This window comes from Variovorax sp. LjRoot130 (assembly GCF_964253755.1).
Classification (GTDB): domain Bacteria; phylum Pseudomonadota; class Gammaproteobacteria; order Burkholderiales; family Burkholderiaceae_C; genus Variovorax.
The window spans coordinates 678,655-704,506 of record NZ_CAXURM020000001.1 but is presented as its reverse complement, the minus strand read 5'-3'; the positions used below and the strand labels follow the sequence as shown (position 1 = coordinate 704,506).

Here is a 25,852-nt window from a genome sequence, read left to right as displayed (position 1 = left end):
TCCTGGTTTTATGTTATCTATTTTGATATGCTATTTATATTTATATCAGCGATAACAAATAGAAATGATGGAACGCCCCCTCGACTTGGATGCCGTCGAGGCTTTCATCCGCATCGTCGAGCTTGGCAGCTTCACGCGCGCGGCTGAAGCCATGCAGACGACGCAGGCCGCGGTCAGCTTGAAGCTGAAGCGGCTCGAAGAGAGGCTCGGCTGCCGGCTCGTCGAGCGGACGCCCCGGTCGGTGCAGCTTTCGGCGCGGGGCGCAGCCTTCCTCGAACACGCCCGCGAACTCCTGGAGGTACACGACCGCGCGCTCGCCGAATTTGCCGGAGCCCGGCAGCGCCTCACCATCGGCATCAGCGACCATGTTGCGGGGCCGGAGCTCCCCGCGCTGATCGCGCGCATGAACGCGCAAGACCCGCAGCTGTTGATCGAAATCCGGATCGGATCGTCGGGCGACCTGCTTCAAAGCTTCGACCGGCGGGAACTCGACACCGTGATCGTCCGCCTGCATGTCGGGCGGAGCGACGGGGAAATTCTTACCGAAGAAAAATTCGGCTGGTTCGCAGCGCCAAGCTGGCAGCATCGCGCGGGCGAGCCCCTGCCGCTTGCCACGCTTGCCGAGCCCTGCGGCGTGCGTGTGATGGCCGGGCAGCTTCTCGATGCGGCAGCCGTGCCCTGGACAGAAATTTTCGTCGGCGGCGGCGTTGCGGCGGTCGCTGCGGCCGTCATGGCCGGGCTGGGCGTTGCTGCATTGGCTCCGCGCATGCTGCCATTTGGCGCAGTTGACGTGGGCGCCAAGCTCGGGCTTCCCGATTTACCGCGCTTGCCAGTTCTGCTTCACTCAAGGGTCAAGGACGGCCGGCCGCGCGATGCGCTTGCCGCGCTTTCGGCTGCCTTCAGGAGCGCGGTGCGAGGCTAACGAAAGCTCACGAACTGTGAGCAGGCCAGGTCAGCAACTTGTCCAAGGCTCACCCACTATGACTCCGGACAGGAGGCTTCGACAAGCTCAGCCCGACCGGATACGCAAGGTGCCTCAGAAGTCGGCGCAGCCGTTGCGGCGCTCCGTGTCGATGCAATTGGTGAGATTGGGCCGCGAGCGCACGCGCGACCATTCGCGCGCCAGCACGTCGCCGCCCTGCGCGGCGCGGTCGCCGCCCAGCGGCCCGGTCGCGAGGCAGATCGGCGCCGGCCCGATGTTGCGGTCGTAGAGCCAGGTGCTCTGGTTCTCGCGCACCACGTCGGGCTTGATCAGTTCCACGAGTCCACCCACCGTCAACACGCCCGGCACCACGCTGACCGCATAACCCTCGGCCGAGCTGAAGCTGCCGTTGATCGGGTAGCTGCCCGGCAGGCTGAATTGCGTGGCGGGGCTCGACACGGCGCCGGCAAAACCGGCGCCGGTGTCGCCGAGGATCAGGCCGGTGATGCTGTAGGTGAACAGCGGATTCGGCACGCCGCCGGGCCGCGCGGCGTTGTGGACGAGAACGACGGCGCTCGGCTGCTGCGCGTAGATGAAGTGGTTGGCACCGGCGGGAATCGTCACCGTGCAGAGGCCCTGGTAGGCGCAGTGGTAGAGATTGGGCAGCAGGCCCGAGCCTGCGAGCCCGCCGCGCGTCTCGCCGACCCAGGTGTCGGCCCACACGCGCCAGGGCGCCCCGGCGATGGTGAAGGCCCCGAGATTCTGGAAACGCGCTGCCGCCACCAGGTCGGTGCCGCTGCCGCTCGTGACGTTGGTGCCGAGCGAGAGGTCGCCGGCGAGCGTGCGCACGAACACGGTGTCGGCCGCCATCGAGGTGGTGGAGACCGGCTGCGGCAGGTTGCTCGCGGCATCGAAGCCGGTCACCGTCACCGGCCCGACGGTGACCGCGTCTGCATCCACGTAGGCGAAGCTTCCCGCCGCGCCGCCGCCGACCGTGCCCACGTTGTTCTGCGGATTGCGCAACTCCACGCTGCCGCCGGTCGAGCGTGCGAGCAGGGTGCCGGCCGCGATCGCAGCAGCAGCCGCCTGCGTGATGTTGCCGGCGCTCAAAAGGCCGAGCTGCGGCGTCGACACCGCTGCGCCGAGGGTGATGTTGCCGCCCGCGCCGTTCTGCAGCGTGAGCGCCGAAGCCAGCGCGAGCGGGCCCACCACATCGATGTTGGCCGCATGCGCGTTGCTGCCGGCCACGATGGTCGGCGTGGTGAGGCGCGTGAACTCGGCGGCCGAGACCGCGAAGCCGGTGGCCGCCGTGCCGCCGAGCGTGATCGGCACGTCCGGGCGGTCCAGCGCGTTGCCCGCGAGGTCCACGCCGCCGGGCCGCAGGTCGAGTGCATTGCCCGCGCGCACCGTGCCGCCGATCGCGAGCGCATCGGTGCTGCCGTCGTTGACCGCGCGCAGCACCACGTTGCGGTTGCCGTCGATGCGGCCGGCCGGCGGTGCGGTCGCCGATGCCGCGGGCGCGATGTTCACGCCCGCGGCACCGCCGTCGGACTGGCCCGTGACGATGATGTCGCCGCTGCCGGTGGTCTGCAGCAGCGCGCCATCGCGCAGCAGCACGCCGTTGCCGGCCGTGCCGCCGGCCAGCCGGCGCCCCGTGACCGTGATGTTGCCGTCGACGGTGGTGATCGTTTCGCCGTTGATCACGACACCGTGGCCCGGCGGCTCGGAGCTGTTGCTCGAGAAGCTGCCGATGCCCGTCACCGAGACGTTGCCGCTGGTGGTGATGATGGTGGTGCTGGCGTCGAAGCTTTCGAGCTGGACGCCGCTGCCCTCGCTGCGGCTGCCGAACATCGTCACGTTGCCTGTGGCGGTGATGATGGTGCTGTTCTGCATGAACACCGCGCCGTCGACGAAGCCGCCGCCCGTGCCGGTGTCCACGCCGGTGAGCTGCACCGATCCGCCGATGCCCGCATTGTTGCCGCCGGTGTACACCCCGGCGGCAAGAGGATCCACCCGCTTGTTGCCGGTGCGGGTGTCGATCAGCGCCGTGGGTAGGCAGATGGTGCAGCCGGCATCCACGCTGGCGCCCGACATGGCGACATTGCCGCCGTTGCTGTAGATGGCGCCGCTGAGGGTGACCGTGCCGCCGCCGAAGGGCGCGGAGGTGCCGTTGGCGTCGGCGTTGAAGATCACGTTCAGCGGATCGCCGACGGAGGCGATGACCGATGCGCCGTTGACGAAGATGTTCCGATGGGCGTCGAGCTGGAAGGTCAGCGCCCCTTTGTTGCCGCTGTATTCGATCTGCACATCGTCCAATGTGATGTTGCCGTCCGTCGCCGCTCCGGCCGCAGGATTGCCGGTGGTGATGCGCACGCTGGTGCCGCCGTTGAGGGCGTTGTTGATGTCGCCGTCCTGGATGGTGGAGTCGGCGATCGGGGCGAAAGGATTGCTCGTGAGGCCGCCGTCGGCCGCGCCGTTGACGATGGTGACGTTGAAGGGATCGATCAGCCAGGTGCCCGCGGTGCCGCGCGGTGCCGAGGCATCGGTGCGCAGGCCCGCAAGATCGATGCCGCCGTTGCTCTCGCCCGCCGGCATGGCGTAGCCGCCCGAGGTCTCGATGTAGCCGCCGTCGCCGCCGTTCGGCCCGCCGCGGGCCGTAAGCGTCCCGTGGGCGCGCAGCGTGCGCTCGCCCATCAGGCGGATGTCGCCGCCATTGCCGGCCACGGTGGCATCGGCGCTGATGCGGCTGCCCGCGGCGACGGCGATCGCGCCGGTCTGCGGATCGCCGCCGACCGCCGCGGCCTGCAGCCGGATGCGGCCGCCGCCGGCGCCGCCGCTGGCGTCGATGACTCCGCCATCGTCCGGCGCACCGGGCTGCAGCAGGATCGTCCGCCCCTTGACGTCGACCGAGCCGCCCGTCAGACCTGCGCCGTTGCCGGCGGCGGACAGCAGACCGCCGCTGATGGTGACGCCCGCTGCCGAGCCGCCGCTGTCGAGCACGATCTCGCCGTTGCGCGAAGCCAGCGAATCGGCGCGCAGCACGCCGCGCGTGTTGACCACGCCTTGCGCGAGTTCGCTGCCCGCGGTCGCCATCATCACGACGCGCCCGCCATCGGCCTGCACCACGCCGCTGTTGGCGACGCCGCTGTAGAGGCCGGAGGAGACCTTGAAAGTGGTGAGCCCGTCGCCCGCGAAATCGACCGTCACCGTGTCGCCCGACACCAGCCCGGCGGTGCCACCCTGCGCGACGATGCTGCCGCTGTTGCTGACCTGCGCGCCGATGAGCGCGATGGTGCCGCCGCCCTGCGCCGTGATGCCGCCGCGGTTCTCGACCGTGCCGAAGGCAGTGCCGTCCTGCTTGAACTCGAAGCGCTCGGTGCCGCTCATGAAAGCGCTGTCGCTGGTGCTCATCTTGAGCGTCGACGCGACCAGCCCGCCGACATTCACGCTCGCGCCGTTGCCGAACAGCACGCCGTTGGGATTGACCAGGAACACGCGCCCATTGGCATTCAACGCGCCCGCGATGGTGGAAAGCTCGTTGCCCGTGACGCGGTTGAGCAGCACGCTGCTGGCGCCCGGTTGCGCGATGTTGACCGCATGGCCCGGGCCGATGGAGAAGCCCTGCCAGTCGACGATGGCGCGCTGCGTGCCCTGCACGATGCCCAGCTGCGTGCCGCCGGCCGTCGGCGTGCCGACCGCGACGGCGCCGCCGCGCACCTGGAAGTTGTTCCAGCTCGGCAGTTGCGCGAAGGCCGGTGCGGCGCCCATGCACGCCATGGCCAGCGCCACGGGACGCATGCTGAAGCGCGCGGAGTTGCGGGGGTGTTTCATGTCAGAAGGCCTTTTGCGCCTGCACGTAGAGGCGCGGATTGCGGCCGCCGCCGTCGGTCTGCGCCGGGCGGGTGCCGTCGCGCCAGGCGAGCGTCGCGTTGATGGCGAAGTTGCCGGGCCGCGCCCACGAAACGCCGATGCCGTAGCCGCGCAGGCTCAGGCGGTTCTCGCCGTCGAAGGGCGTCGGGTCGCGCGCCAGCTTGCCGCGCGCCGCGTCATAGAACACGAAGGGCGTGAGCTCCTCGTTGTAGGACCAGCGCCATTCGACGATGCCGATCACGCCCTCGTCCGCCAGCACCTCGCCGGAGGGGTAGGCGCGCACCGCGCGCGCGCCGCCGAGCGCGAGCTTTTCCGAGGCATCGAGGTTCTTGCTGGCCCACTGGCCGCCGAGCGACAGGTAGAGCGAATGGCGCGGCACGATGGCCTGCAGCCGCGAGACCAGGAAGCTCAGCTTGGTGAAGCCGCCTTCGGTGCGGTGGCCGCCGATGCTCTGGTCGAACGCGAGGGTCTGCGGATCGCGGATGTCCAGCTTGCCGCGGTAGAGCGTGCCGGAACTGGCCCAGTAGCCGCCGCCCAGCACCTCGTCGCGCCGCTCCCAGGTCCAGCCGAGGCCGAGGCCCTGCACCCGCTTCTTCGTGGTGAAGCCCACCGCACCGAACTCGTCCTCGAGGTCCTTGACGTCGGCGCCCAGGCGCAGAAAAAGGTTCTGCTGGCGCTGGCGGATCAGCGGGTAGTTGAGCGAGAAGTCGAGCACGTTGGCCGTGCCCTGCGCATCGAGGTCGGCGAACTGGCCGCCGAGCTCGTAGTTGACGCGCGCCAGACCCACGCCGGCGCGCCACCCGTTGCTGCCGATTGGCGCCTCGTAGGCCACGCGGCCGAACACCAGCCCGTTGTCGTTGGACACCATCGCGCGCATGTCGAGGTTGTCGCCGATGCCGAAGGGACTGAGCCAGCGCGCGCTGCCACCGACGCGGTAGCGGCCGGACTCCTTGGTGCCGTGGTTGTCGGCCTCGGCGGTGAAGACCCAGCGCCGCGCCGCCGTCACCTCGACCGAAAGATCGGTGGTGCCGGGCTGCGTGCCTTCCTGCAAGCCGGAGGCGACACGGATGCCGGGCTGGTCCGACAGCAGCAGCATCGCGCGTTCGTAGCTTTGCGCACTGACCGCGTCCCCCGGCTGCACCGGCGCGAGGAAGGCGCGCACGCGGGCCTCGGCGATCGGCGCATCGGGCGCCACGATCACGTCGATCTTGCCGAGCCGGCCTTCGATCACGCTGATCTCCACCACGCCGCCCTGCACGGTCTGCACCGGCACCACCGCCTGCGCGAGGAAATAGCCGCGCTCGCGGTACCTGGCGGTGATGGCCTGCGCCAGCGCCTCCAGATCGCCGAGTGTCACGTCGCGGCCGATGTAGGGCTGCGTGATGCTTTGCAGCTCTTCGTTGCTGAGCGCCTTGACGCCGTTGAGGCGCAGGTCGTTGAGGCGGAACGCGGCCGCCGGCACGGGCGGCGCGGGCAGGCTTTGCGGCGCGGGCGAGGCCTGCGCGACCTGGCGGTCGCAGCTGCCGCACGGATCCTGGGTGGGCAGCAGCGTCGTGGCCTCTTCGTCCGCGGCCTGCGCGACCTGCGCGGCCAGCGCCAGCGCGACAGCTACCACCGAGCCGACGCCCCTCATGCCGGGCTCCCCACCTTCAACCGCCAGTTGCCGATCAGGTTGAACGGGGCCCAGAAGAACGGATGCGACATGCGGGGTTCCTTCAATACGGCCAGCTGCCCGGCCTGCATGGCCTGCTGGATGTCCCTGCCCTTGGCCAGTTCGGCATAGAGCGTGCTCATGAGAATGGCGGTGGCGTCGTCCGACACCGGCCACAGCGAGGAGATCAGGCTCGACGTGCCTGCGGAGAGGAAGGAGCGCGTGAAGCCCAGCACCTCGTCGCCCTGCGCGATGCGGCCCAGCCCCGACTCGCAGGCCGACAGCGTGACCAGCGCAGTGCCCTGCATCGGCAGGCCAAGGATCTCGTGCGCTTCCAGGAAGTTCTGCTTGCCGCCTTCGTTGGCCAGGAGGATGCGCGAGTAGAGTGGATCGACCTGGTCGGCTTCGGCATGGGCCGCCACGTGCATCAGCGGTGCGCGCGAGGCCACGTCGCGAAACTGCGTCTTGGTGGCGGCGGCGCCCATGTAGACGTTGTTGCGCGGGAAGAGCTGCGCGAGCTGCTTGACCTCGACCTCGGCGCCGGGCAGGTCGTACTTGTCTTCGATGCGCGGATTGCCGAAGGCGATGAGCGCGGCGTCGACGCGCGGCGAGCGCTGCGCGAGCTGCACCGCGATGCTCATCGAGGGCGCGACCGAGACCGGATGCGTCTCGATTACGTAGCGCCCGTTCAGCCGCAGCGCCTGGAAAGGCAGGTAATGCAAGGGCCCGTGCGGCACGATGATGAGGCGCTCGCCCGGTTTCAACGCGAGCGGACCGAGCAGCGCGGCGCCCAGCTTGTCGGCATTGGCGATGGCGGCGCGCCGGCCGCGCACCACCGAGTTGCGGAAGGTCTCGACCAGTTCGGTCAGGTCGTCGCGCTTGATCGCGATGCTCTTCGCCTCGATGCCGGAGGGGCTGACCACCCAGGCCTGCAGGCGGTCGGGCAGCGCATGGAACTGCAGCACGCGTTCGTCGGGCGCCAGCGTGCGCTGCAGGGTCGCGAGGTCGACGGTTGCGGCCGCCTCGCTGCTCACGCGGGCCCGGCCGCGCACCGCGTCGAGCAGCGCACGCGAGCGGCTGCGCTCGCTGAGTTCGAAGGCCTGGCGCGCATCGCCCACCTCGCTGTAGAGGCCGACCCCGCGCTCGAACACGGCCTGCAGATCGGAGAACAAACCCATCTTGAATTCTTCGCTGCGGAACTTCGCGCGCACTGCATCGACGCCGCCGAGCGCGCGGCCCACCGCCTCGGCCGCGGCCTGCTTCTGCCCCAGCGCGAGTTCGCTGCGCGCCACGCCGTCCCAGGCCCAGAGCTGGTAGTAGCCGCTGTCGGTGCCGACCGAACGTGTGGTCAGCTGCAGGTACAGGTCGCGCGCCTCGGCCGGCTTGTTCTCGGCCAGCAGCAGCCGCGCGCGCGTGCGCTCGAGCTGCGCGGCCAGCGGCGCCTCGCGCGGCGGCGGCAGCGTGCCGAGCAGCTGGCGCGCGCGTGCCGGCTCGCCCGACTCGATCAGCGCATTGACGAGCGAGGACTGCACCAGCGGCGCATAACGCTGCGAGCTGTTGGCGAGCGCGGTGTCGTAGCTCTGCACCGCGCCGGCATAGTCGCCGCGCCGGGTCTGCACGTCGCCGATGACCTTGTGCACCGGCCCGACGACCAGCTTGGGATCGCGCGCCGGATGCTTGAGCGCCTCGCGCGCAAACTCCTCGGCTTTCTCGAGCTGGCCCGAGTAGCTGTAGACGATGGCGAGATCGCGGTTCGCCATCGCGAGCAGGTTGGGGTCGCGCGTGGCGTTGGCCAGGTGCAGCGCCTTGCTCGCGGCGCGCACGCTCTGGCGGAACTCGCCCGCCTCGGCCAGCGCCACCGCCTGGCTGCAGTATTGATAGCCCGAGAGCTTGGGGCTGTCCTGCGCATAGAGCACCGCGCCGTCGTTGGTGAGCGCGAATAGCGTGTCGGTGTCGGCGAGCCGCGCCTGCTCCTGCTTGCTGGCCGCCGCCTCGGCATCGGGTGCCTGCGCCATGGCCCACTGGCAGCCCACGAGCGCCCCGAGTCCGAGAGCGCCTGCGATCCACTTGCGCGCAGAGTGCGCCCACACGAACCTCGAAGAACCTTGCATTCGACCCCCGCGCGCAGTCTGTAGGCCCGCTTGGCGCAAGCCGCGACGCAGCGGAAGTGCGCGCCTCTCAGACCTCGTCGCGGGAGTCTAGGAGTGGCCTCTGGGGTCGCCTATTCGCAATACGGTCTAGCGCGAAGGGCGTAGGCCTTGGGCCTTGCTCCTGGCGCGGGAGGCTCAACCGGACGGGGCGCTGACGATGACCGCCTTGAAGGCCTCGATGAAATCAGCGGCCTGTTTCGGCGATCGTTCTCCTTGCGGCAACAGCGCCTGAACGCTGACCGGTACTTCCGGCAGCAGCGTGCGCACCTGCAAGGCATCGCTGGTGGTGGCGGCTGCCGTGAACGAGTCGACGATGGCCGGCCCGAGCCCCTGTTCGGCAAACACCATGGCAATGTGATGCGTCTGCGCGGTCAGGCCGCCTTCGGGCTCCCCGCCATGGTGGGCACACTGCTCGGCCAGCATGGCGCCGATCGGATCGCGCTCGTCGATGCGGATGAAGCCGCTGCGCATGAGCTCGGTCAATTCCACCGTGGTACGCCGGTCGCTCGCGCGCCCGGACTTCAGGGACACGCAGACCAGACGGCCCGCGGCGATGGGGACCTGCTGGACGCCGGGATGCTGGATGGCGCCATAGACGATGCCCACATCGCCTTCGCGCAGCGCAATCGCCTGGGTCACCTCGTGCGAGTGCAGCATTCGTATCGCCACGGCCAGGTCGGGGTAGCGCTTGCGAAACAGCTTCAAGGCATCCGGCAGCGCGCGAACGGCCAGGGAGGGAACGATCAGCAGGCGCAACTCGGTGCGGCCGCCCCGGCGCAGGCTGGTGGAAAGCCGCCGCACGGATTCGAGCCGCGACACGAGCAACTGCACTTCCGGATAGAGCGCCTGGGCCTCGCTGGTGGGCACCAGCCTGTTGCGCTGGCGAGTGAACAGCGCATAGCCCAGCTGCAGCTCGGCGTGCTGCAGCGTCAAGGTGACGGCGGGCTGGGTGACGTGAAGCAGGCGAGCCGCGCCGCTCACCGTTCCGGTCAGCATGATCGCGTTGAAGACCTCGATGTGCTTGAGCCGCATGATCAATCTTGTGCAGTCAGGGTATTAGATCACTTAATGGTTTGCAGCCATCTTTCAATGCGACAAAGGGCGTCTCGCCAACCAGAATCTCCATCCATGACACCGAGGCTCCGATCACTTCTCGTCGTCGGTCGGCCCGAGCATCTCGGGGCGGCCGATATCGCCGCGAAGATGGAAGCGATCTGCGCTGCCCAGGCGCCCCGGAAGTACCGGGTCGTGCTCGATCCGGACTCGGCATTCGAGGATGCACCTGCGACCTGCGAAGCCGAGATCGAGCGCGGCAAGATCGCCCTCTTCGACTCGATCTGGCGGATGGACGATACCGATCTCGCGGGCGTGTTGCTGCCGACGATCGAATCCCATCGATTCGCGTCCGAGCTGGCACCGGTCTCCGAAACGCCGATCGTGAGCATGCTTGACGCCTTGGCGAAGCATGTGTCGAGCCGATACCCGCGCGTGCGAAGAATCGGCGTGCTCGCATCGGCTTCGGTCAAGTCGCTGGGCCTGTTCGAAAGCCGTTTCGACGGCGGCGCCCTGGAATTGATCTACCCGCGCGCCACGGCGTTGCGGGAGCTCACCGCAACGATCGAAACACTGAGTGCCTCATCCCTCGGGGAATATGCAGTGTCGGCGGCGGATCTTCAGGCTGTCGAGCGCGCGTACGACGACCTTGCGGATCAGGGCGCTGAACTGGTTCTGGTCGGAAGTACCGTGCTGTGCGTCGCAATGGACAGCTTGCACAGCAAGGCCGCGGCGGCCGGCCTTGCGGTCGTCGACTCGAACCAGGTCTACGCCGAGTTCGCAGCAGAAGCCAACCATGCCTCCGGAACGCGGCCGTTCAAGATCGGTGTGCTGGGCGGCGTCGGGCCGGCCGCCACGGTCAGCTTTCTTGACAAGCTGGTTCGGGCCACACCCGCGGCACGGGATCAGGACCACCTCAAGTTCGTGGTGGAGCAGAACCCTCAGATTCCAGACCGCACCGAATACCTGATTCGGGATGGTCTCGATCCGACGCTGGCGTTGTATGCCACGTGCAGGAAGCTGCAGGATGCCGACGCCGACATCATCGCGATTCCCTGCAATACAGCCCATGCGTTCGTGAAATACATCCAGCCGATGCTGGACATCCCGATCGTCCACATGCTGCGGGAGACGGTCGAATTCATCACGAGGGAGTACGCGGGCCTCAGGAACATCGGCCTGCTCGCGACCACCGGGACCGTTGCGAGCCGCGTCTATCACGACGAGATCGAACGCGCGATGCGGCAAGTGACAACGCCTGAGCCTGTCGTCCAGCAGCAGATCATGGAGGTCATCTACGGACCCGGAGGCGTCAAGGCAGGCTTCCTGGACGATCACTGCCGGGCCGCGGCAGAGGACGCGATCGGGCACCTGGTGCGTAGCGGTGCGGAGGTGGTGATTCTGGGATGCACCGAGCTTCCGCTGCTGATTCAGCAGAACCTCGACTACGAGGTCCAGGGCAAGCGGGTCCCCGTCATTGACCCGGCCCAAGTGCTGGCCCGGCGATGCATCGAATTCAGTCAATCCGCACGTTAAAACTCTCATGCGCCCGCGCGCGCGGGTCGACCTGTTCTAGTAGCCTCGCGCCCAGTCGACCTGATTCAGCAAGCCTTGGCCTCGCATCGCACGGCGTATGTTCTCCGCGATCTGCGGCGCGGCCGATTCCGGCGAGGTGATGCCGGCGATGTGCGGCGTGATCAGGATGCCGGGGTGGGCCCAGAACGGATGCCCCTCGGGCAAGGGTTCGACCTGGACGACATCGAGCGTGGCCGCGGCGATGCGGCCCTCGTCGAGGGCCCTCAGAAGATCCTGTTCGACAAGGTGCCCGCCTCGCCCCATGTTGATGAGGAAGGCGCCCTGCCTGAAGCTCGCGAACAAGCGCCCCGAGAGGATGCCCTCGGTGGCATCGGTCAGCGGCAGGACATTGATGACGATGTCCACGCCGGCTGCCATCGCGTGCAGGCCGGCGTCGCCGGCGTGGGTCCGGATGCCCGGCAGATCTCTCGCCCTGCGGCTCCAGCCCTGAACGCCGAAACCATCGGCGGCCAGCGCGCTGGCGACGGCGCTGCCGAGTTCGCCCAGGCCCAGGACGCCCACGGTGGTCTCGGCATTCGACTTCGGCAGCTCGAAGCGCCATGCGCTTTCCCGCGAATTGCGCTCGAACACGTGGAACCTGCGGTGATAGCGGTACACGGCGGCCTTCGCATACGCGATCATGTGCTGCGTGAGCGTCGAATCGATCGACCGCGACAAGGGCACGCCCGCAGGCAGCATCGCGGGGGAGAACTGGTTGATGCCGGCCGACAGCGAAACCACGGCACGCAGGTTCCTGAACGCCAGCAGGCCCTCCTTCGGCGGCTTGTAGACCAATGCGACATCGATCGCGGCCGGATCCGCGCAATGCGGCCCGACCGTGAAGCTGAAGTCGCCGAGGTGCCGCGCCAAGGCTTCGCGCCAGGCTTGCGGTGAATCGAGGTTGCTGCTGAAGAAGATATGGGGTGCGGTGGCGGTCATCCGGTAGGGAGCGTCGGGCGAATCCACCAATGCTAGGCAGCAGGGAACCAAGCCGGCGCAATAAATCTAAGCCGAGATGCTGAGATTTTTGAAGTCCGCTGCGCGCGCGTCTTCCTATGATCGTTCGATCCCATCGCCCGGTTCGCTCATGCCATCCTCGCACCTCCATCCTGAACGCACAGGCTTCAACCAGCCGCTCAGCGGCGACGCCGTGCCGCGTTTCGCGGGCATCGCGACGATGATGCGACTGCCCTTCCAGGAAACGACCGAAGGCCTCGACGCCTGCTTCGTCGGCGTGCCCTTCGACCTCGGCACCTCCAACCGTTCGGGCGCCCGCTTCGGCCCGCGCCAGGTACGCAGCGAGTCCGTATTGCTGCGGCCCTACAACATGGCAACGCGCGCCGCGCCCTTCGACTCGCTGCAGGTCGCCGACATCGGCGACGTGGCCACCAACGCCTACAACATCTTCGACTCGATCGACCGCATCGCCACGGCCTACGACGCCATCATCGCCAACGGCTGCCGTCCCATCAGCATCGGCGGCGACCACACCATCGCGCTGCCGATCCTGCGTGCGATGCACAAGCGCCACGGCCCGATCGGCGTGGTCCACGTCGACGCGCATGCCGACGTGAACGACACCATGGGCGGGGAGAAGATCGCCCACGGCACGCCCTTCCGCCGCGCGGTGGAAGAGGGCCTGCTCGACTGCCGGCGCGTGGTGCAGATCGGCCTGCGCGGCACCGGCTACCACGCCGACGATTTCGACTGGTGCCGCGAGCAGGGCTTTCGCGTGGTGCAGGCCGAGGAGTGCTGGCACAAGAGCCTGGTCCCGCTGATGAAGGAAGTGGTGGAGCGTGTGGGCAAGGGGCCGGTCTACCTCAGCTTCGACATCGACGGCCTCGACCCCGCCTTCGCGCCGGGCACGGGGACGCCGGAGATCGGCGGACTGACGGTGCACCAGGGCCTGGAGATCATCCGCGGCCTGCGTGGCCTCGACCTGGTGGGCGCCGACCTGGTCGAGATCTCGCCGCCCTACGATCCGCACGGAACGACGGCGCTGGTCGGCGCCAACCTCGCGTTCGAGATGCTGTGCGTGCTGCCCGGCGTGGTGTACCGCGACTGAAGCCGAGGCGTGGCGCGCCTATTCGCCGGTTCGCACCTTGCCGAGGATCCAATCGGTGAAGCCCGCGACCAGCGGGTTCTCGCACACTTCATGGCGGCACACGAGGTAGTACGCGTGCTTGGCCGGAATGCGGTTCTCGAACAGCCGCACGAGCCGGCCTTCGGCCAGGTCGTCGCCCACCAGAAGGCTGTCGCCCAGGGCCGCGCCCTGGCCATGAAGTGCCGCCTCGATCGCGATGTGCGCGTTGCCCATCTCGGTCATGCGAAAGCCGCTGGCCGGCATGCCGGCCGCGAGCAGCCAGCGCGTCCACTCGGTGCCGCCGTCCTCGCACAACAGCATGTGATGCTTCAGGTCGTCGAGCGCCCGCACTCCCACCGGCCCGTTGATCATCGCGGGGCTGCAGACGGGGAACAACTCGACATGGCTCAGCAGCCGCACCTGCCGCTCGGGCCAGATGCCCGTGCCGTAGCGGATGCACAGGTCGACCGAGGGCAGGTAGACCTCCTTGTCCTCGTTGGAGGCGATCAGCTTGAGCCGCACGTCCGGATGCGCCACCATGAATTCGCCGATGTGACGCGTCAGCAGGCGCGAGGCGAGCCCGACCGGCACCGACACCACCAGGTCGCCCATCATCACGCTGTCGCCCAGCCTGGCGGCCGCGGAAGCAATCATCTGGAAGGCCGCACGGATCGAGGGCAGCAACGCCTCGCCGTGGGGAGTGAGTTTCAGGCGCGTCTTGTTGCGCGTGAACAGCTGCACGCCGAGTGCGTCTTCCAAAGTGCGCAGCTGATGGCTGACAGCGCTCGGCGTCACGCTCAATTCGTCGGCAGCCTTGACCACGGTCAGGTGGCGGGCAGTGGCATCGAAGGCTCGCAAGGCATTGAGCGGAGGCAGCCGGCTGCGCACCGCCAGGCGCTTCGCGATGTCGTGCACGGAGTGTTCTTCTGTGGGTTTGTCCATGGGGGGATGGGATGCCAGCAAGGTTCAGGCCACAACCCTCGTTTCCCCGCAGTTTCGGCAGGGCCGTGTCCTCCGGATGCTGAGATTTTTTACAGGCAACCCGGTTCTTAATCTCGTTTTCCAGCGCTGGTCATTCTTACTACGATGCAGCCCATTGTCACTTTGTGGTAACGATATGGAAGCGCAAGAAGCGAGTGCCACGCAGCGTCTTTGGGGAGCCCGTTTCAGGTCGGAACCGTCGGCGGCACTGAAGGCGCTGTCGCGATCGGAGCCGAGTTTCTTCAGGCTCGTGCCCTACGACCTGGCCGGCTCCCGCGCCCATGCTCGCGAGCTGCAGCGCGCGGGCGTGCTGAAGGCCGACGAACTGGCCCAGCTCCTCGCGGCCATCGATGCCGTCGAGCGCGAGTACGCCGCCGGCGACCTGCATCCCTCCGAAGCCGACGAAGACGTGCACACCTTCCTCGAGCGCGTGCTGACCCTGCGGCTCGGCGCCATCGGCGGCAAGCTGCGCGCCGGCCGCTCGCGCAACGACCAGGCCGCCAACGACCTGAAGCTGTACCTGCGCGACCGGGCGCGCACCCTCGCCAGCGCCGTGCTCGAGCTGCAGCACGCGCTCGTGGCGCAGGCCGAGCTGCACATCGGCACGCTGTCGACCGGCTTCACCCATCTGCAGCCCGCGCAGCCCATCGTGTTCGCGCATCACCTGATGGCGCATGCCCAGGCCGTCGGCCGCAACATCGACCGGCTGGTCGACTGGGACCGCCGCAGCGCACGTTCGCCGCTCGGTGCCGCCGCGCTGGCCGGCTCGGCGATCTGCCGCTCGCCGGAGCTGTCGGCGATGGAGCTCGGCTACGACGCACCGTGCGAGAACTCGATCGACGCGGTCGCGGCGCGCGACCACGTGTGCGAGTTCCTGTTCGTCGCCAGCATGCTCACGGTCGAGCTGTCGCGCCTGTCCGAAGAGGTGGTCCTGTGGTCATCGCGGCAGTTCCGGTGGGTGGAGCTGGACGACGGCTACTGCACCGGAAGTTCGATCATGCCGCAGAAGAAGAACCCCGACATCGCCGAACTGAGCCGCGGCAAGGCCGGCCGCCTGATCGGCAACCTGACGGGAATGCTCTCTGCCCTGAAGTCGCTGCCGCTGGCCTACAACCGCGACCTGGCCGAAGACAAGAGCGCGGCCTTCGACAGCATCGACACCCTGTCGCTGGTGCTGCCGGCCATGGCCGGAATGATCCGGACGATGCGCGTCGATGTCGAGCAGCTGAAGCGCCAGGCGCCGCTGGGCTTCGCGCTCGCCACCGAGGTGGCGGATTGGCTGGCGGTGAACGGCGTGCCTTTCAGCGAAGCGCACGAGATCACCGGCGCGCTGGTCAAGGCCTGCGAAGCGAAGCAGATCGAACTGAGCGATGTCTCCGCCCTGCTGCTGGCCGAGGTCGACCCGCGGCTAAAGCCCGCAGTGCTCGAGCACCTGACGCTCGAAGCCGCCGTGTCGGCGCGCCACGGCCAGGGCGGCACCGCGCCGGAGCGCGTGCGCGAGCAGATCGCACGCCTGAAGACCCGGCTCGCGGAACATGGCGCGTGGATCGCCGACTACACGGGGCCGCGATGCTGACGGCCGCAGCCACCGCACCGCCGGATGCGTCCACGCCGGCCGGCATTTCCCATCTGAAACATGTGCCGCGCCGCTACTGGGGGCGCTACATCGCCACCACGCTCATCGTGGTGGCGCTGCTGTTCGTGCTCAACGCCTTTGCGCGCGGCAAGATCGAATGGCAGTACGTCGGCAAGTTCCTCACGGCGCAATCGATACTCACCGGCCTGGTCAACACCATCGTGATGAGCGTGCTGGCGATGGGGCTGGGCATCGTGCTGGGCGTGATCACCGCGGTGATGCGCGTGTCGGCCAATCCGGTGCTGAGCTGGGTGGCACGCGGCTACACATGGCTGTTTCGCGGCACGCCCGTGATCCTGCAGCTGCTCCTGTGGTTCAACCTGGCGCTGGTGTTCCCGACCATCGGGATCCCGGGCCTGTGGGAGATGCGCACGGTCGAGCTGATGACGCCTTTCCTCGCCGCGCTGCTGGGTCTCGGCATCAACCAGGGCGCCTACACCTCCGAGGTGGTGCGCGCGGGCCTGCTGTCGGTCGACGTCGGCCAGTACGAGGCCGCCAAGTCGATCGGCATGCCGCGCCTGCTCGCGCTGCGCCGCGTGATCCTGCCCCAGGCGATGCGCGTGATCATCCCGCCGATCGGCAACGAGTTCGTCGGCATGATCAAGCTGACCTCGCTGGCCAGCGTGATCCAGTACGCCGAGATGCTGCACAACGCGCAGAACATCTACTACGCCAACGCCCGCGTGATCGAGCTGCTGATCGTGGCCGGCATCTGGTACATCGTGGTGGTCACGGTGCTCTCGCTGCTGCAGTCGCGCGTCGAGTCCTACTACGCACGCGGCGCAGGGCGCGCTGCGGCAAGGCAGTGAGCATGCGCCATACCGATCCCATCGTGCGCGCGGTCGACGTGCGCAAGAGCTTCGGCGACTTTCAGGCGCTGCAGGGCATCACGCTCGACATCGCCGCCGGCGAGGTGCTCTGCGTCATCGGCCCGTCCGGCTCCGGCAAGAGCACCTTCCTGCGCTGCATCAACCAGCTCGAAACCGTGACCGACGGCGCGCTCTGGGTGAACGGCGAACTGGTCGGCTTTCGCCAGGTGGGCAACAAGCTCTACGCGCTGTCCGAAACCGAGATCGCCCGCCAGCGCCTGAAGACCGGCATGGTGTTCCAGCGCTTCAACCTATTCCCGCACATGACGGCGCTGGAGAACGTGATCGAGGGCCCGCTGCGCGTGCAGCGCCGCCCGCGCGAGGAGGTGCTCGCCGAAGCGCGCGCGCTGCTCGATCGCGTCGGCCTCGCCCACAAGAGCGAGGCCTTCCCGATCGATCTCTCGGGCGGCCAGCAACAGCGCGTGGCGATCGCCCGCTCGCTGGCGATGCGGCCGCAGCTGATGCTGTTCGACGAGCCCACCTCGGCGCTCGACCCCGAGCTGGTCGGCGAGGTGCTGTCGGTCATGCGCGACCTGGCGACCAGCGGCATGACCATGGTCGTCGTCACCCACGAACTGGGCTTTGCCCGCGACGTGGCGACGCGCGTGATGTTCATGGACCAGGGGCAGATCGTCGAGACCGGCACGCCCGCACAGGTCCTGTCCGCCCCGCAGCATCCGCGCACCCGCGAGTTCATTTCCGCCGTTCGCGGCTGACTTTTTTTCTTTGACCACCTCCGGAGCTCCCGCATGACTTGCCGCCCACTCACACGTCTCAGCCTCCTCGCCGCAGCCTTCGCGCTGGTCCTGCCGCTGGCGCAGGCACAAACCGCGCGCGCCAAGGGCGCGCCGATCTCCGCCGCGGTGGTCTCCAACTACCCGCCGCTCGAGTTCAAGGACCCGGCCAGCGGCAAGCTGAGCGGCTTCGACATCGACCTGGGCGAGGCACTCGCGGCCAAGCTCGGCACCACGATCAAATGGGAAGAAACCAGCTTCGACCAGATGATGAGCTCGCTCGCCACCGGCCGCGTCGACATCATTCTTTCCGGCATGACCGACTTGCCGGAGCGTCGCGACGCGGTCAAATTCATCGACTACCTGAAGACCGGCCCGCAGTTCTACGTGACGAATGCGCGGGCGGCCGAGTTCTCCAGCATGACCGCGCTGTGCGGCAAGAAAGTGGGCGCGAGCCGCCGCACCTCGTTCCCGGTCGAGATCGGCAAGTGGAGCGACGCCCAGTGCGTGAAGGCCGGCAAGCCGGCGATCATCGTGACGGGCACCGACGGCTCGGCCGACGCGCGCACCCAGCTGCGCCAGGGCCGCCTCGACGCGGCGGTGCAAGGCGGCGAAACGCTGCCTTACATCATGGGACAGGAGCCGAACACGTACGCGACGGTCGGCAAGCCCTTCGCCTTCCAGTACGTCGGCCTGGCGATCGGCCGCAAGAACGAGGCGCTCGCGGCCGAGCTGAGCGAGGCCATGACCAAGCTCATCGCCGACGGCAGCTACGCGAAGATCGCCGCCAAGTGGCGCCTCGCCGACTACGCAGTGCCCAAGCTGATCATCGACAGCGCCAACTGAAGCGCATGCCCGTGCAAGCGATCGGCGACGCCGCACCGCCCCGTCTCTGGCCCGAAGGCGTGCAATCGAGCGTTGCGCTCGCCTTCGATGTCGACGGCCCCACCGGCAACGCGATGCTCGACGGCTCGATCTGGCGCAATCCTTCCTTCTTCACGCTCGGCGCCTACGGCCCGTGGCGCGCCGTCGGTTATCTGCTGGACATGCTCGACGAGTACCGCATGCCGGCGACCTTCTTCGTGCCGACCTGGGTGCTCGAGAACTGGCCGGCGCAGATCCGCGCCATCGTCGAACGCGGCCACGAGATCGGCTACCACGGCCATCGGCACGAGGCCTTCTGGCAGCTGACGCGCGAGCGCCAGCAGGAAGTGATGGCGCTGTCGCTCGCGCTGTTCCGCAAGCACCTGGACCTCACGCCCGCCGGCTTTCGCACACCCTCGGGCGACTGGGGCGCGGACACGATCGAGATCCTGCTCGACGCCGGCGTGCGCTATTCGAGTTCCATGCGCGGCGATGACCGGCCCTACTTCATCGAGCATGCGGCCAGCGGCCGCAGCCTGGTGGAGATCCCGGGCCGCTGGGAGCTGGACGACTACGCATCGCTGGCCTACCAGCGCAACCCCGACTATCCCGCCGGCCTCGACCGCATCGCGAGCTACGACGCCACCTTCGACAACTGGCGCCGCGAGTTCGACGGCTCGCACCGCGACGGCCTGTGCATGACGACGCTGTTCCATCCGAAGGTCTCGGGCAAGCCCGGACGCATCCTGCTGCTGGAACGCCTGTGCCAGCACATGCGCAGTCGCGAAGGCGTGTGGTTCGCCCGTTGCGGCGAGGTCGCGCAGTGGTGGCGCGAGCAGCATGCCGGCGCGAGGGTGCTCGCATGAAGCCGCCGGCACGCAGCCACTGGCCCGAGGGCAAGCGGATGGCCTTCGTCGTCACGGTCGACTTCTTCGACGCTGCCGGCATCCTTGCGCAGGAGCCGCGGATGGCGGGGCGCGAGAAGAGCCTGTCGGTGTGGCAGTACGGCGCCAGGCGCGGCGTGGATCGGCTGCTCGGCGTGCTGGAGGAGTTCAAGCTCGGCGCGAGCTGGTTCGTGCCCGGCACCGTCGCGCTCGAACATCGCGCGACGGTGCGACGCATTCACGAGGCCGGTCACGAGATCGGCAACGCATCCTTCGGCTGCGAGAACTTCGACGCGCTGAGCCTGGCGCAGCAACGCGACAGCCTGCTGTCCGCGCAGGCCGTGCTGGCCGAGGTCATCGGCGAGGCGCCGGTGGGCTTTCGCTCGCCCTTCGGCAACTGGGCGCCAGGCTTCACGCAGCAGCTGCGCGCGGCGGGCATCCGGTGGTCTTCGTCCTGGCGCGGCGACGACCTGCCCTATCTGCATCCACCCTCGGGCGATGCCGCGCAGGCGCTGGTTGAGATTCCGCTCCACTACGAACTGGAAGACGAGCCCTACTTCGCCTTCAACCTCTATCCGCCGGTGCCGGTGGGCCAGCCGCGCATCGCGTCGTACTGCGAGGTGCTGGGCAACTGGCAGCAGGACTTCGCGGGCTTCCGCCGCTTCGGCCTGTGCCTTCCCTTGCGCCTGCATCCCGAGATCATCGGCACGGCGGGCCGCATCGACCTGCTGCGCGAATTCCTCGCCGGCGTGCTGGCGCACGACGACGTGTGGGTCGCGACGGGACGGGATGTCGCCGCGTGGTGGAGCAGCCGTCACACCGGGAACGAGGCCGGCCATCCGGTCGACGTCTTCTCACCGCTTCACGAAGCTTCCGTCGCACCATGAGCGACAGCATTTCCCTGCAGCTGGCGCACTTCTGCGCCGGTACGCGCTACGACGACCTGCCTGCCGAGGTGGTGGCGCGCGCCAAACGCCACATCCTCGATACCTTCGGCGCGACGCTGGCCGGCGCTGCCGCGTTCGAGCCGCGCCAGGTGCTGCAGATGCTCGGCGCTGAACCCAGTGCCGGAACATCGCCGGTGTGGGGCACGACGCGTTCGCTAGGTGCACGCGACGCGGCCTTCGCCAATGGCGTGGCGGCGCATGCGCTGGAGCTCGACGACACCGGCGGTTGCGACCATTCGGGCGCCGTCGTGCTGCCCGCGGCCATCGCGGCCTTGACCGTGCCGGCCGGGCGCGCGCGGCCCCGGCCTGTCTCCGGCCGCGATCTCATCACCGCCGTCGTGCTGGGATACGACATCGGACGGCGCGTGCTCGAGGCCTGCGGCGGCTATTCGGCGCACAACGGCAAGGGCTGGCATTCGACCGCCACCTGCGGCACCTTCGGCGCTGCTGCAGCAGCAAGTCATCTGCTGGGACTCGACGCGGCAGAGACCGCGGCCGCATTCGGCCATGCCGCCAGCTTCAGCAGCGGGCTGTGGGCTTTCATTCACGACGCATCGCAAACCAAGCGCCTTCATGCCGGGCGGGCGGCGGAAGGCGGGCTCACGGCAGCCTTGCTCGCGGCACAGGGCGTCAGCGGTCCGACGCAGGTGTTCGACGATGTGTGGGGCGGCTTCTTCAACGCCTTCGCGTCCGCGTCGAAGCAACCCGAGGCCTTGCTGGCCGAGGCGGGCAGCGTCTGGAAGCTGATGCGCTGCTCGATCAAACCGCATGCTTCGTGCCGCAGCAATCATTCGACCATCGACGCCGTGCTGCATCTGATGGCGGCGAATCCGGGGCTGGCGCAGCAGGTGGGCCGCATCGACGTGCGCCTCAGCGCGTTCGTGCACGACATGTGCGGCGGGCGCGACCTGGCCTCGCTCTCCAGTGCGCAGATGAGCATGCCGTACGCGATCGCCATCGCCTGGGTGTTCGGCGACGCCGGCCTCGCGCGCTATCTCGCGCCGGCACGCAAGGATGCGCGCCTGAGTGCCGCGATGTCACTGGTCCGCCTGCACGTCGACCCGGAGATGGCCGCGCTGGACGAGCCGGTGGTCAGCGTCACGCCCCAGCGTGGCGCGAGCGTTTCGCATCACGTGCCGATTGCGCTCGGCTCACCCGCCAACCCATTGAGCGATGCCGCGCTGCGCGCGAAGTTCAGTGAACTGGCCGCCATTGCGCTGCCGGCCGAGCAAGCCGATGCGCTGGCCGATCGCGTCCTTCACCTCGACGAGCTCGACGATGCCCGCGCGCTGCTGCCTCTCCTGGCCGGCCAGTCCGAACGACACGAGTTGATTCGCTGAGAGGAACACCCCATGAATAACCCTCCCGAAGGAATCGGCCACGAGGAATGGGCGACGCGCTGCGAACTCGCGGCGCTGTACCGGCTGGTCGCGCACTTTCGCATGACCGACCTGATCGACACGCACATCTCTGCGCGCGTGCCGGGCCCGGAGGCGCACTTTCTCATCAACCGCTACGGCCTGCTGTTCGAGGAGATGCGTGCCTCCGATCTCGTGAAGATCGATCTCGACGGCAACGTGGTCGACGGGCGCGCGCACGGTGCGCCCGATGCGCGCTTCCGCATCAACAGGGCCGGCTTCACGATCCACTCGGCCGTGCACGCGGCGCGCGCGGACCTGCACTGGGTGATCCACACCCATACCGCTGCGGGCGCGGCGGTGTCGGCACAGGAAGCGGGCCTGCTGCCCATCAGTCAGCACGCGCTGAAGTTCCACGGGCGGCTGGCCCACCACGACTACGAGGGCATCGCGCTCGAGCTCGGAGAACGCGAGCGCCTGGTCGCAGACCTGGGGCGCTGCAACGCAATGATCCTGCGCAACCACGGCTTGCTGGTCGGCGGCGCCACCGTGGCCGACGCCTTCCATGAACTCTGGTTCCTGGAGCGGGCGTGCCAGATCCAGGTGAACGCGCTCGCGGGTGGCATGCCGATTCGCACACCGCCCGTCGAAGTGCAGGCCTTGACGGCCGAGCAGTTCGAAAGCGGGGAGTCCGCCGAGATCGTGCAGTTGACCTGGCAGGCGGCGCGCCGGCTCATCGAGGCCCAGGCGGGCCAGTACCAGGCCTGAAGAAGCGAACCCATCGAACCCATCCACAGAAAGGAAATCGCAGCAATGAAGCACTCCTCCCTTGTCCACGCGCTTCGGGCATGCACGCTGTGCGCAGGCATCGGCCTGGCGCTGTCGGGACCGCCGGCCGCCCTGGCGCAGATCGCAGCAACGCCTCTGTCGGAAAAGATCAAGGCCACGCGCACCCTCGTCGTCGGCATCGAGTCGACCTATCCGCCGATGGCTTACAAGGATCCCCAGTCCAACAAGCGCATCGGCGTGAATGTCGAGCTGGTGGAAATCATCGCCAAGGAACTGGGCGTCTCGGTGCAATGGGAGGAGATGAGTTTCGAACAGCTCTCGCCCTCGCTGGCGACCGGCCGCATCCACATGATCGGCACGGCGTTCACGGACCTGCCTTCGCGGCGCGAGAAACTCACATTCGTCGACTACCTCGCCACCGGCGCGCAGCCTTTCACGACCAGCGGCAAGAAGGATTCGCTCAAGGCCGCCGGCGATCTTTGCGGCAAGACCGTGGGCGTGCCGCGGACCACCAGCTACTACCCGGTGACCATCGCCTGGAGCGACAAGAACTGCGTCGGCGCGGGCAAGGCCGCCTCCACGGTCAACGGAACCGCCGGCGCCACGGCGACGCGTCTCGACCTCAAGCAGGGCCGGCTGGACGCGGCGGTTCTCGGCCCGGAGTACGTCTCCTATCTGATGAATGAGGAGCCCGGCGTCTACGCCCTGGTCGGCGAGCCCCTGAACAAGACGCTGTTCGGCTTTGCCTTCGACAAGAACGAGCCCGCCCTGCGGGACGCGGTCGCGACAGCCGTGACTGCTGCCATCAAGAACGGGAGCTACAAGCAGGTGCTGCAGAAGTACGGCATCGGGCGGCAGGCGCTCGCGGAAGTCACGATCGACGCGGGCAATTGATGGTATTGCAGCAGGAGCGAAGATGCGTGCGGTAGTTCTTGATCGCACCGGCGAGCCGGAAGTCCTGTCGCTTGCCGGGCTTGCGGATCCTCGTCCGGGCGCAGGGGAGGTCGTCATCGATGTCCATGCGACGGCGTTGAACTTCGCCGACCTGCTGCAGCGGCGCGGAAGCTACGGCACGCCGACGACCTTGCCGGCAGTTCTGGGCATCGAGTGCTCCGGAACGATTCTCGAGATCGGCCCGGACGTGGCGGACTGGGCGGTCGGAGACCGCGTGTGCGCGCTGGTTGCAGGCGGGGCCTACGCAGAGCGTGTCTGCGCGCCGGCAACCCAGCTGCTGACCGTCCCGCCGATCGTGGATCTGGTGGATGCGGCGGCATTGCCCGAAGCGGCCTGCACGGTGTGGTCCAACCTGCTCGACATTTCCGGGCTCTGCGCCGCAGAGGTTCTTCTGGTTCATGGCGGGGCGGGAGGCATCGGCACCTTCGCCATTCAAACGGCGCGGGCCTTGAATGCACGCGTGTTCGCCACAGCGGGGAGCGCCGACAAGCTCGAGCGCTGCGTGGCGCTCGGCGCCGAGCGCGCCATCTCGTACCGAACGGAGGACTTCGTCGCCGTGGTGAAGAAGGAAACCGGCGGCCGGGGCGCGGATGTGATCCTCGACAACATGGGCGCCTCGTACCTGCCGAGGAACATAGACGCCCTCGCGCCCGATGGCCGCATCGCCATGATCGGCTTGCAAAGCGGCCGGGATGGACAGATACCGCTCGGCAAGATGATGGGCAAGCGCGGCTCTCTTTTCACCACCTCCTTGCGCGACCGGCCGCTGGCGGCCAAGGCACGGATCGTCTCAGGCGTCCGGCGCGCGCTGTGGCCTCATGTCGCGGCAGGCCGGATCTCTCCCGTCATCGACCGCATGTTTCCCCTGGACCGCATGAGCGATGCCCATCGATACATGGAAGAAGGCCGGCATGTCGGGAAGATCGTCGTGCGCATGAAGGATTGAGCTACTTGTCCAGCCCCGCCAGGCACACGTACTTGATCTCGAGGAACTCGTCGAGCCCGTACTTCGAGCCTTCGCGTCCGAGCCCCGACTGCTTGACGCCGCCGAAGGGCGCCTCGGCGGTGGAGATCAGGCCGGTGTTCACGCCCACGATGCCGGCCTCCAGCTGCTCGGCCACGCGCATGATGCGGCCGACGTCGCGGCTGTAGAAGTACGAGGCCAGGCCGAACTCGGTGTCGTTGGCCGCGGCGATCGCATCGGCCTCGGTGTCGAAGGCGAAGATCGGCGCCAGCGGGCCGAAGCTTTCTTCGTGCGCCACCAGCATCCCGGGCGTCGCGCCGCCGATCACGGTGGGCTGGTAGAAGTTGCCGCCGAGTGCGTGGCGTTTTCCGCCGGCCAGGACCTTGCCGCCCTTCTTCACCGCATCGGCCACATGCTCCTCGATCTTGGCCACCGCCTTGTCGTCGATCAGCGGGCCCTGCGTCACGCCGGGCTCGGTGCCGGCGCCGACCTTCAGCGCATGGACCTTGACCACCAGCTTCTCGGTGAAGGCCTCGAGCACGCCGCGCTGCACGTAGATGCGGTTGGCGCAGACGCAGGTCTGGCCGGTGTTGCGGTACTTGGAGACCATCGCGCCTTCGACCGCCGCATCGATGTCGGCATCGTCGAAGACGATGAAGGGCGCGTTGCCGCCGAGCTCGAGCGAGAGCTTCTTGATGGTGTCGGCCGACTGCTTCATCAGCGTGCGGCCGACTTCGGTGGAGCCGGTGAAAGTGAGCTTGCGCACGATAGGGCTTCTCGTCATCTCGCCGCCGATCTGGGAGGCGGAGCCGGTGAGCACCGACAGCAGCCCCTTGGGCAAGCCGGCGCGGTCGGCGAGCTCGGCGAAGGCCAGGGCCGAGAACGGCGTCTGCGTCGCGGGCTTGACCACCATCGAGCAGCCCGCGGCCAGCGCCGGGCCGGCCTTGCGCGTGAGCATGGCGGCCGGGAAGTTCCAGGGCGTGATGGCGGCCGTCACGCCGACCGGCTGCTTCAACGCGAGGATGCGGCGATCGGCCTGCGGGGCGGGGATCGTGTCGCCGTAGACGCGGCGCGCTTCTTCGGCGAACCATTCGATGAAGGAGGCCGCGTAGGCGATCTCGCCCTTGCTCTCGGCCAGCGGCTTGCCCTGCTCGGTGGTCATGATGAGCGCCAGGTCGTCGACGTTGGCCAGCATCAGGTCGTTGAGCTTGCGCAGGATGGCCGAGCGTTCCTTGGCCGGGCGCCGGGCCCAGTTGCGCTGGGCCGTTTCCGCGGCGGCGATCGCGCGCACGGTTTCGGCGGTGCCGCACTTCGGCACGGTGCCGATCTGCTCGCCGTTGGCGGGGTTGGTGACGGGGATGGTTTCGCGGCTGTCCGCGTCCGCCCATTCGCCGGCGACGAAAACCTGCTGGCGCAGCAGGGTCGGATCCTTCAGTTTCAGCATGCCTGTGCTCCTTGTCTCGGGTTCCAGGGACCACGATAACCACGGCGGCTGCCTGTAAACAGGTGGACGGCGGTATCCCTTAAGGGCAATCCGGTATTCGTCCGGCCATCCGCACCCGATAAGA

At 68.2% G+C, this 25,852-nt stretch carries 20 protein-coding genes; 13 read left to right on the top strand and 7 right to left on the bottom strand.

The genetic code is table 11. From position 1 onward, the window contains the following. Positions 1-64 precede the first annotated feature (64 nt). A complete protein-coding gene (locus tag ACSQ86_RS03635; RefSeq protein WP_436302708.1) occupies positions 65-922 on the top strand; it encodes a LysR family transcriptional regulator in 858 nt (285 codons plus the stop codon). A 114-nt stretch (positions 923-1,036) separates the two neighbouring features. On the opposite strand, the gene ACSQ86_RS03630 is transcribed toward ACSQ86_RS03635, so the two are convergent. The 4 genes from ACSQ86_RS03630 to ACSQ86_RS03615 form a co-directional block, all read right to left on the bottom strand. Further along, the gene (locus ACSQ86_RS03630; protein WP_436308507.1) at positions 1,037-4,753 is read right to left on the bottom strand and encodes a two-partner secretion domain-containing protein; all 3,717 of its coding nucleotides are present in this window, start codon (positions 4,751-4,753) and stop codon (positions 1,037-1,039) included. 1 nt (position 4,754) lies between these two features. Continuing rightward, positions 4,755-6,425 carry a ShlB/FhaC/HecB family hemolysin secretion/activation protein gene (locus tag ACSQ86_RS03625; RefSeq protein WP_436308506.1) on the bottom strand — a complete coding sequence of 557 codons (1,671 nt, stop codon included), beginning with the start codon at positions 6,423-6,425 and terminating at the stop codon, positions 4,755-4,757. Then, positions 6,422-8,533, bottom strand: coding sequence for a CHAT domain-containing protein (locus ACSQ86_RS03620; RefSeq protein ID WP_436302705.1), 2,112 nt, complete (start codon positions 8,531-8,533; stop codon positions 6,422-6,424). Before ACSQ86_RS03620 ends, ACSQ86_RS03625 begins: the two co-directional genes overlap by 4 nt. Before the next feature lie 195 nt (positions 8,534-8,728). After that, positions 8,729-9,625 (bottom strand): LysR family transcriptional regulator, encoded by an 897-nt coding sequence (locus ACSQ86_RS03615; RefSeq protein WP_436302704.1) that lies wholly within the window; start codon positions 9,623-9,625, stop codon positions 8,729-8,731. 96 nt (positions 9,626-9,721) lie between these two features. On the opposite strand from ACSQ86_RS03615, the gene ACSQ86_RS03610 reads away from it, so the two are divergent. Further along, on the top strand, positions 9,722-11,182 hold the full coding sequence (locus tag ACSQ86_RS03610) for an amino acid racemase (protein ID WP_436308505.1): 1,461 nt from the start codon (positions 9,722-9,724) through the stop codon (positions 11,180-11,182). A gap of 36 nt (positions 11,183-11,218) precedes the next feature. Here ACSQ86_RS03610 and ACSQ86_RS03605 read toward each other — a convergent pair whose 3' ends face one another. Then, positions 11,219-12,160 (bottom strand): 2-hydroxyacid dehydrogenase, encoded by a 942-nt coding sequence (locus ACSQ86_RS03605; protein ID WP_436308504.1) that lies wholly within the window; start codon positions 12,158-12,160, stop codon positions 11,219-11,221. A gap of 148 nt (positions 12,161-12,308) precedes the next feature. On the opposite strand from ACSQ86_RS03605, the gene speB reads away from it, so the two are divergent. Beyond that, on the top strand, positions 12,309-13,286 hold the full coding sequence (gene speB / locus ACSQ86_RS03600; protein WP_093105386.1) for an agmatinase: 978 nt from the start codon (positions 12,309-12,311) through the stop codon (positions 13,284-13,286). Positions 13,287-13,304: 18 nt separating this feature from the next. On the opposite strand, the gene gcvA is transcribed toward speB, so the two are convergent. Continuing rightward, positions 13,305-14,246 (bottom strand): transcriptional regulator GcvA, encoded by a 942-nt coding sequence (gcvA, locus tag ACSQ86_RS03595; RefSeq protein WP_436294481.1) that lies wholly within the window; start codon positions 14,244-14,246, stop codon positions 13,305-13,307. A 175-nt stretch (positions 14,247-14,421) separates the two neighbouring features. Here gcvA and argH point away from each other — a divergent pair, with 175 nt between their 5' ends. Genes argH through ACSQ86_RS03545 form a run of 10 tightly spaced genes read left to right on the top strand, consistent with a single transcriptional unit; the run spans position 14,422 to position 24,266 of the window. After that, a complete protein-coding gene (argH, locus tag ACSQ86_RS03590; protein ID WP_436308503.1) occupies positions 14,422-15,861 on the top strand; it encodes an argininosuccinate lyase in 1,440 nt (479 codons plus the stop codon). Further along, on the top strand, positions 15,855-16,730 hold the full coding sequence (locus ACSQ86_RS03585) for an amino acid ABC transporter permease (RefSeq protein ID WP_436302699.1): 876 nt from the start codon (positions 15,855-15,857) through the stop codon (positions 16,728-16,730). Before argH ends, ACSQ86_RS03585 begins: the two co-directional genes overlap by 7 nt. Positions 16,731-16,732: 2 nt before the next feature. Further along, positions 16,733-17,506: an amino acid ABC transporter ATP-binding protein gene (locus tag ACSQ86_RS03580; protein WP_093105380.1), complete on the top strand. Its 774-nt coding sequence runs from the start codon at positions 16,733-16,735 to the stop codon at positions 17,504-17,506. Positions 17,507-17,539: 33 nt separating this feature from the next. Continuing rightward, the gene (locus ACSQ86_RS03575) at positions 17,540-18,370 is read left to right on the top strand and encodes an ABC transporter substrate-binding protein (RefSeq protein ID WP_436308502.1); all 831 of its coding nucleotides are present in this window, start codon (positions 17,540-17,542) and stop codon (positions 18,368-18,370) included. Between the two features lie 11 nt (positions 18,371-18,381). Beyond that, entirely contained in the window at positions 18,382-19,254 is an 873-nt protein-coding gene (locus ACSQ86_RS03570) for a polysaccharide deacetylase family protein (protein WP_436308501.1), read from the top strand. Further along, a complete protein-coding gene (locus tag ACSQ86_RS03565; protein ID WP_436308500.1) occupies positions 19,251-20,159 on the top strand; it encodes a polysaccharide deacetylase family protein in 909 nt (302 codons plus the stop codon). The genes ACSQ86_RS03570 and ACSQ86_RS03565 overlap by 4 nt, the downstream gene beginning before the upstream one ends. Then, positions 20,156-21,559, top strand: coding sequence for an MmgE/PrpD family protein (locus ACSQ86_RS03560; protein ID WP_436308499.1), 1,404 nt, complete (start codon positions 20,156-20,158; stop codon positions 21,557-21,559). Before ACSQ86_RS03565 ends, ACSQ86_RS03560 begins: the two co-directional genes overlap by 4 nt. A 12-nt stretch (positions 21,560-21,571) precedes the next feature. Then, positions 21,572-22,345, top strand: coding sequence for a class II aldolase/adducin family protein (locus ACSQ86_RS03555; protein ID WP_436308498.1), 774 nt, complete (start codon positions 21,572-21,574; stop codon positions 22,343-22,345). Between the two features lie 45 nt (positions 22,346-22,390). After that, positions 22,391-23,260 carry a transporter substrate-binding domain-containing protein gene (locus tag ACSQ86_RS03550; protein ID WP_093105366.1) on the top strand — a complete coding sequence of 290 codons (870 nt, stop codon included), beginning with the start codon at positions 22,391-22,393 and terminating at the stop codon, positions 23,258-23,260. A 22-nt stretch (positions 23,261-23,282) separates the two neighbouring features. Beyond that, entirely contained in the window at positions 23,283-24,266 is a 984-nt protein-coding gene (locus tag ACSQ86_RS03545) for an NAD(P)H-quinone oxidoreductase (RefSeq protein ID WP_436308497.1), read from the top strand. Between the two features lies 1 nt (position 24,267). Here the strand turns inward: ACSQ86_RS03545 and ACSQ86_RS03540 are convergent, their stop codons facing one another. Then, positions 24,268-25,728 carry an NAD-dependent succinate-semialdehyde dehydrogenase gene (locus ACSQ86_RS03540; RefSeq protein ID WP_436294474.1) on the bottom strand — a complete coding sequence of 487 codons (1,461 nt, stop codon included), beginning with the start codon at positions 25,726-25,728 and terminating at the stop codon, positions 24,268-24,270. Between the last annotated feature and the right edge of the window lie 124 nt (positions 25,729-25,852).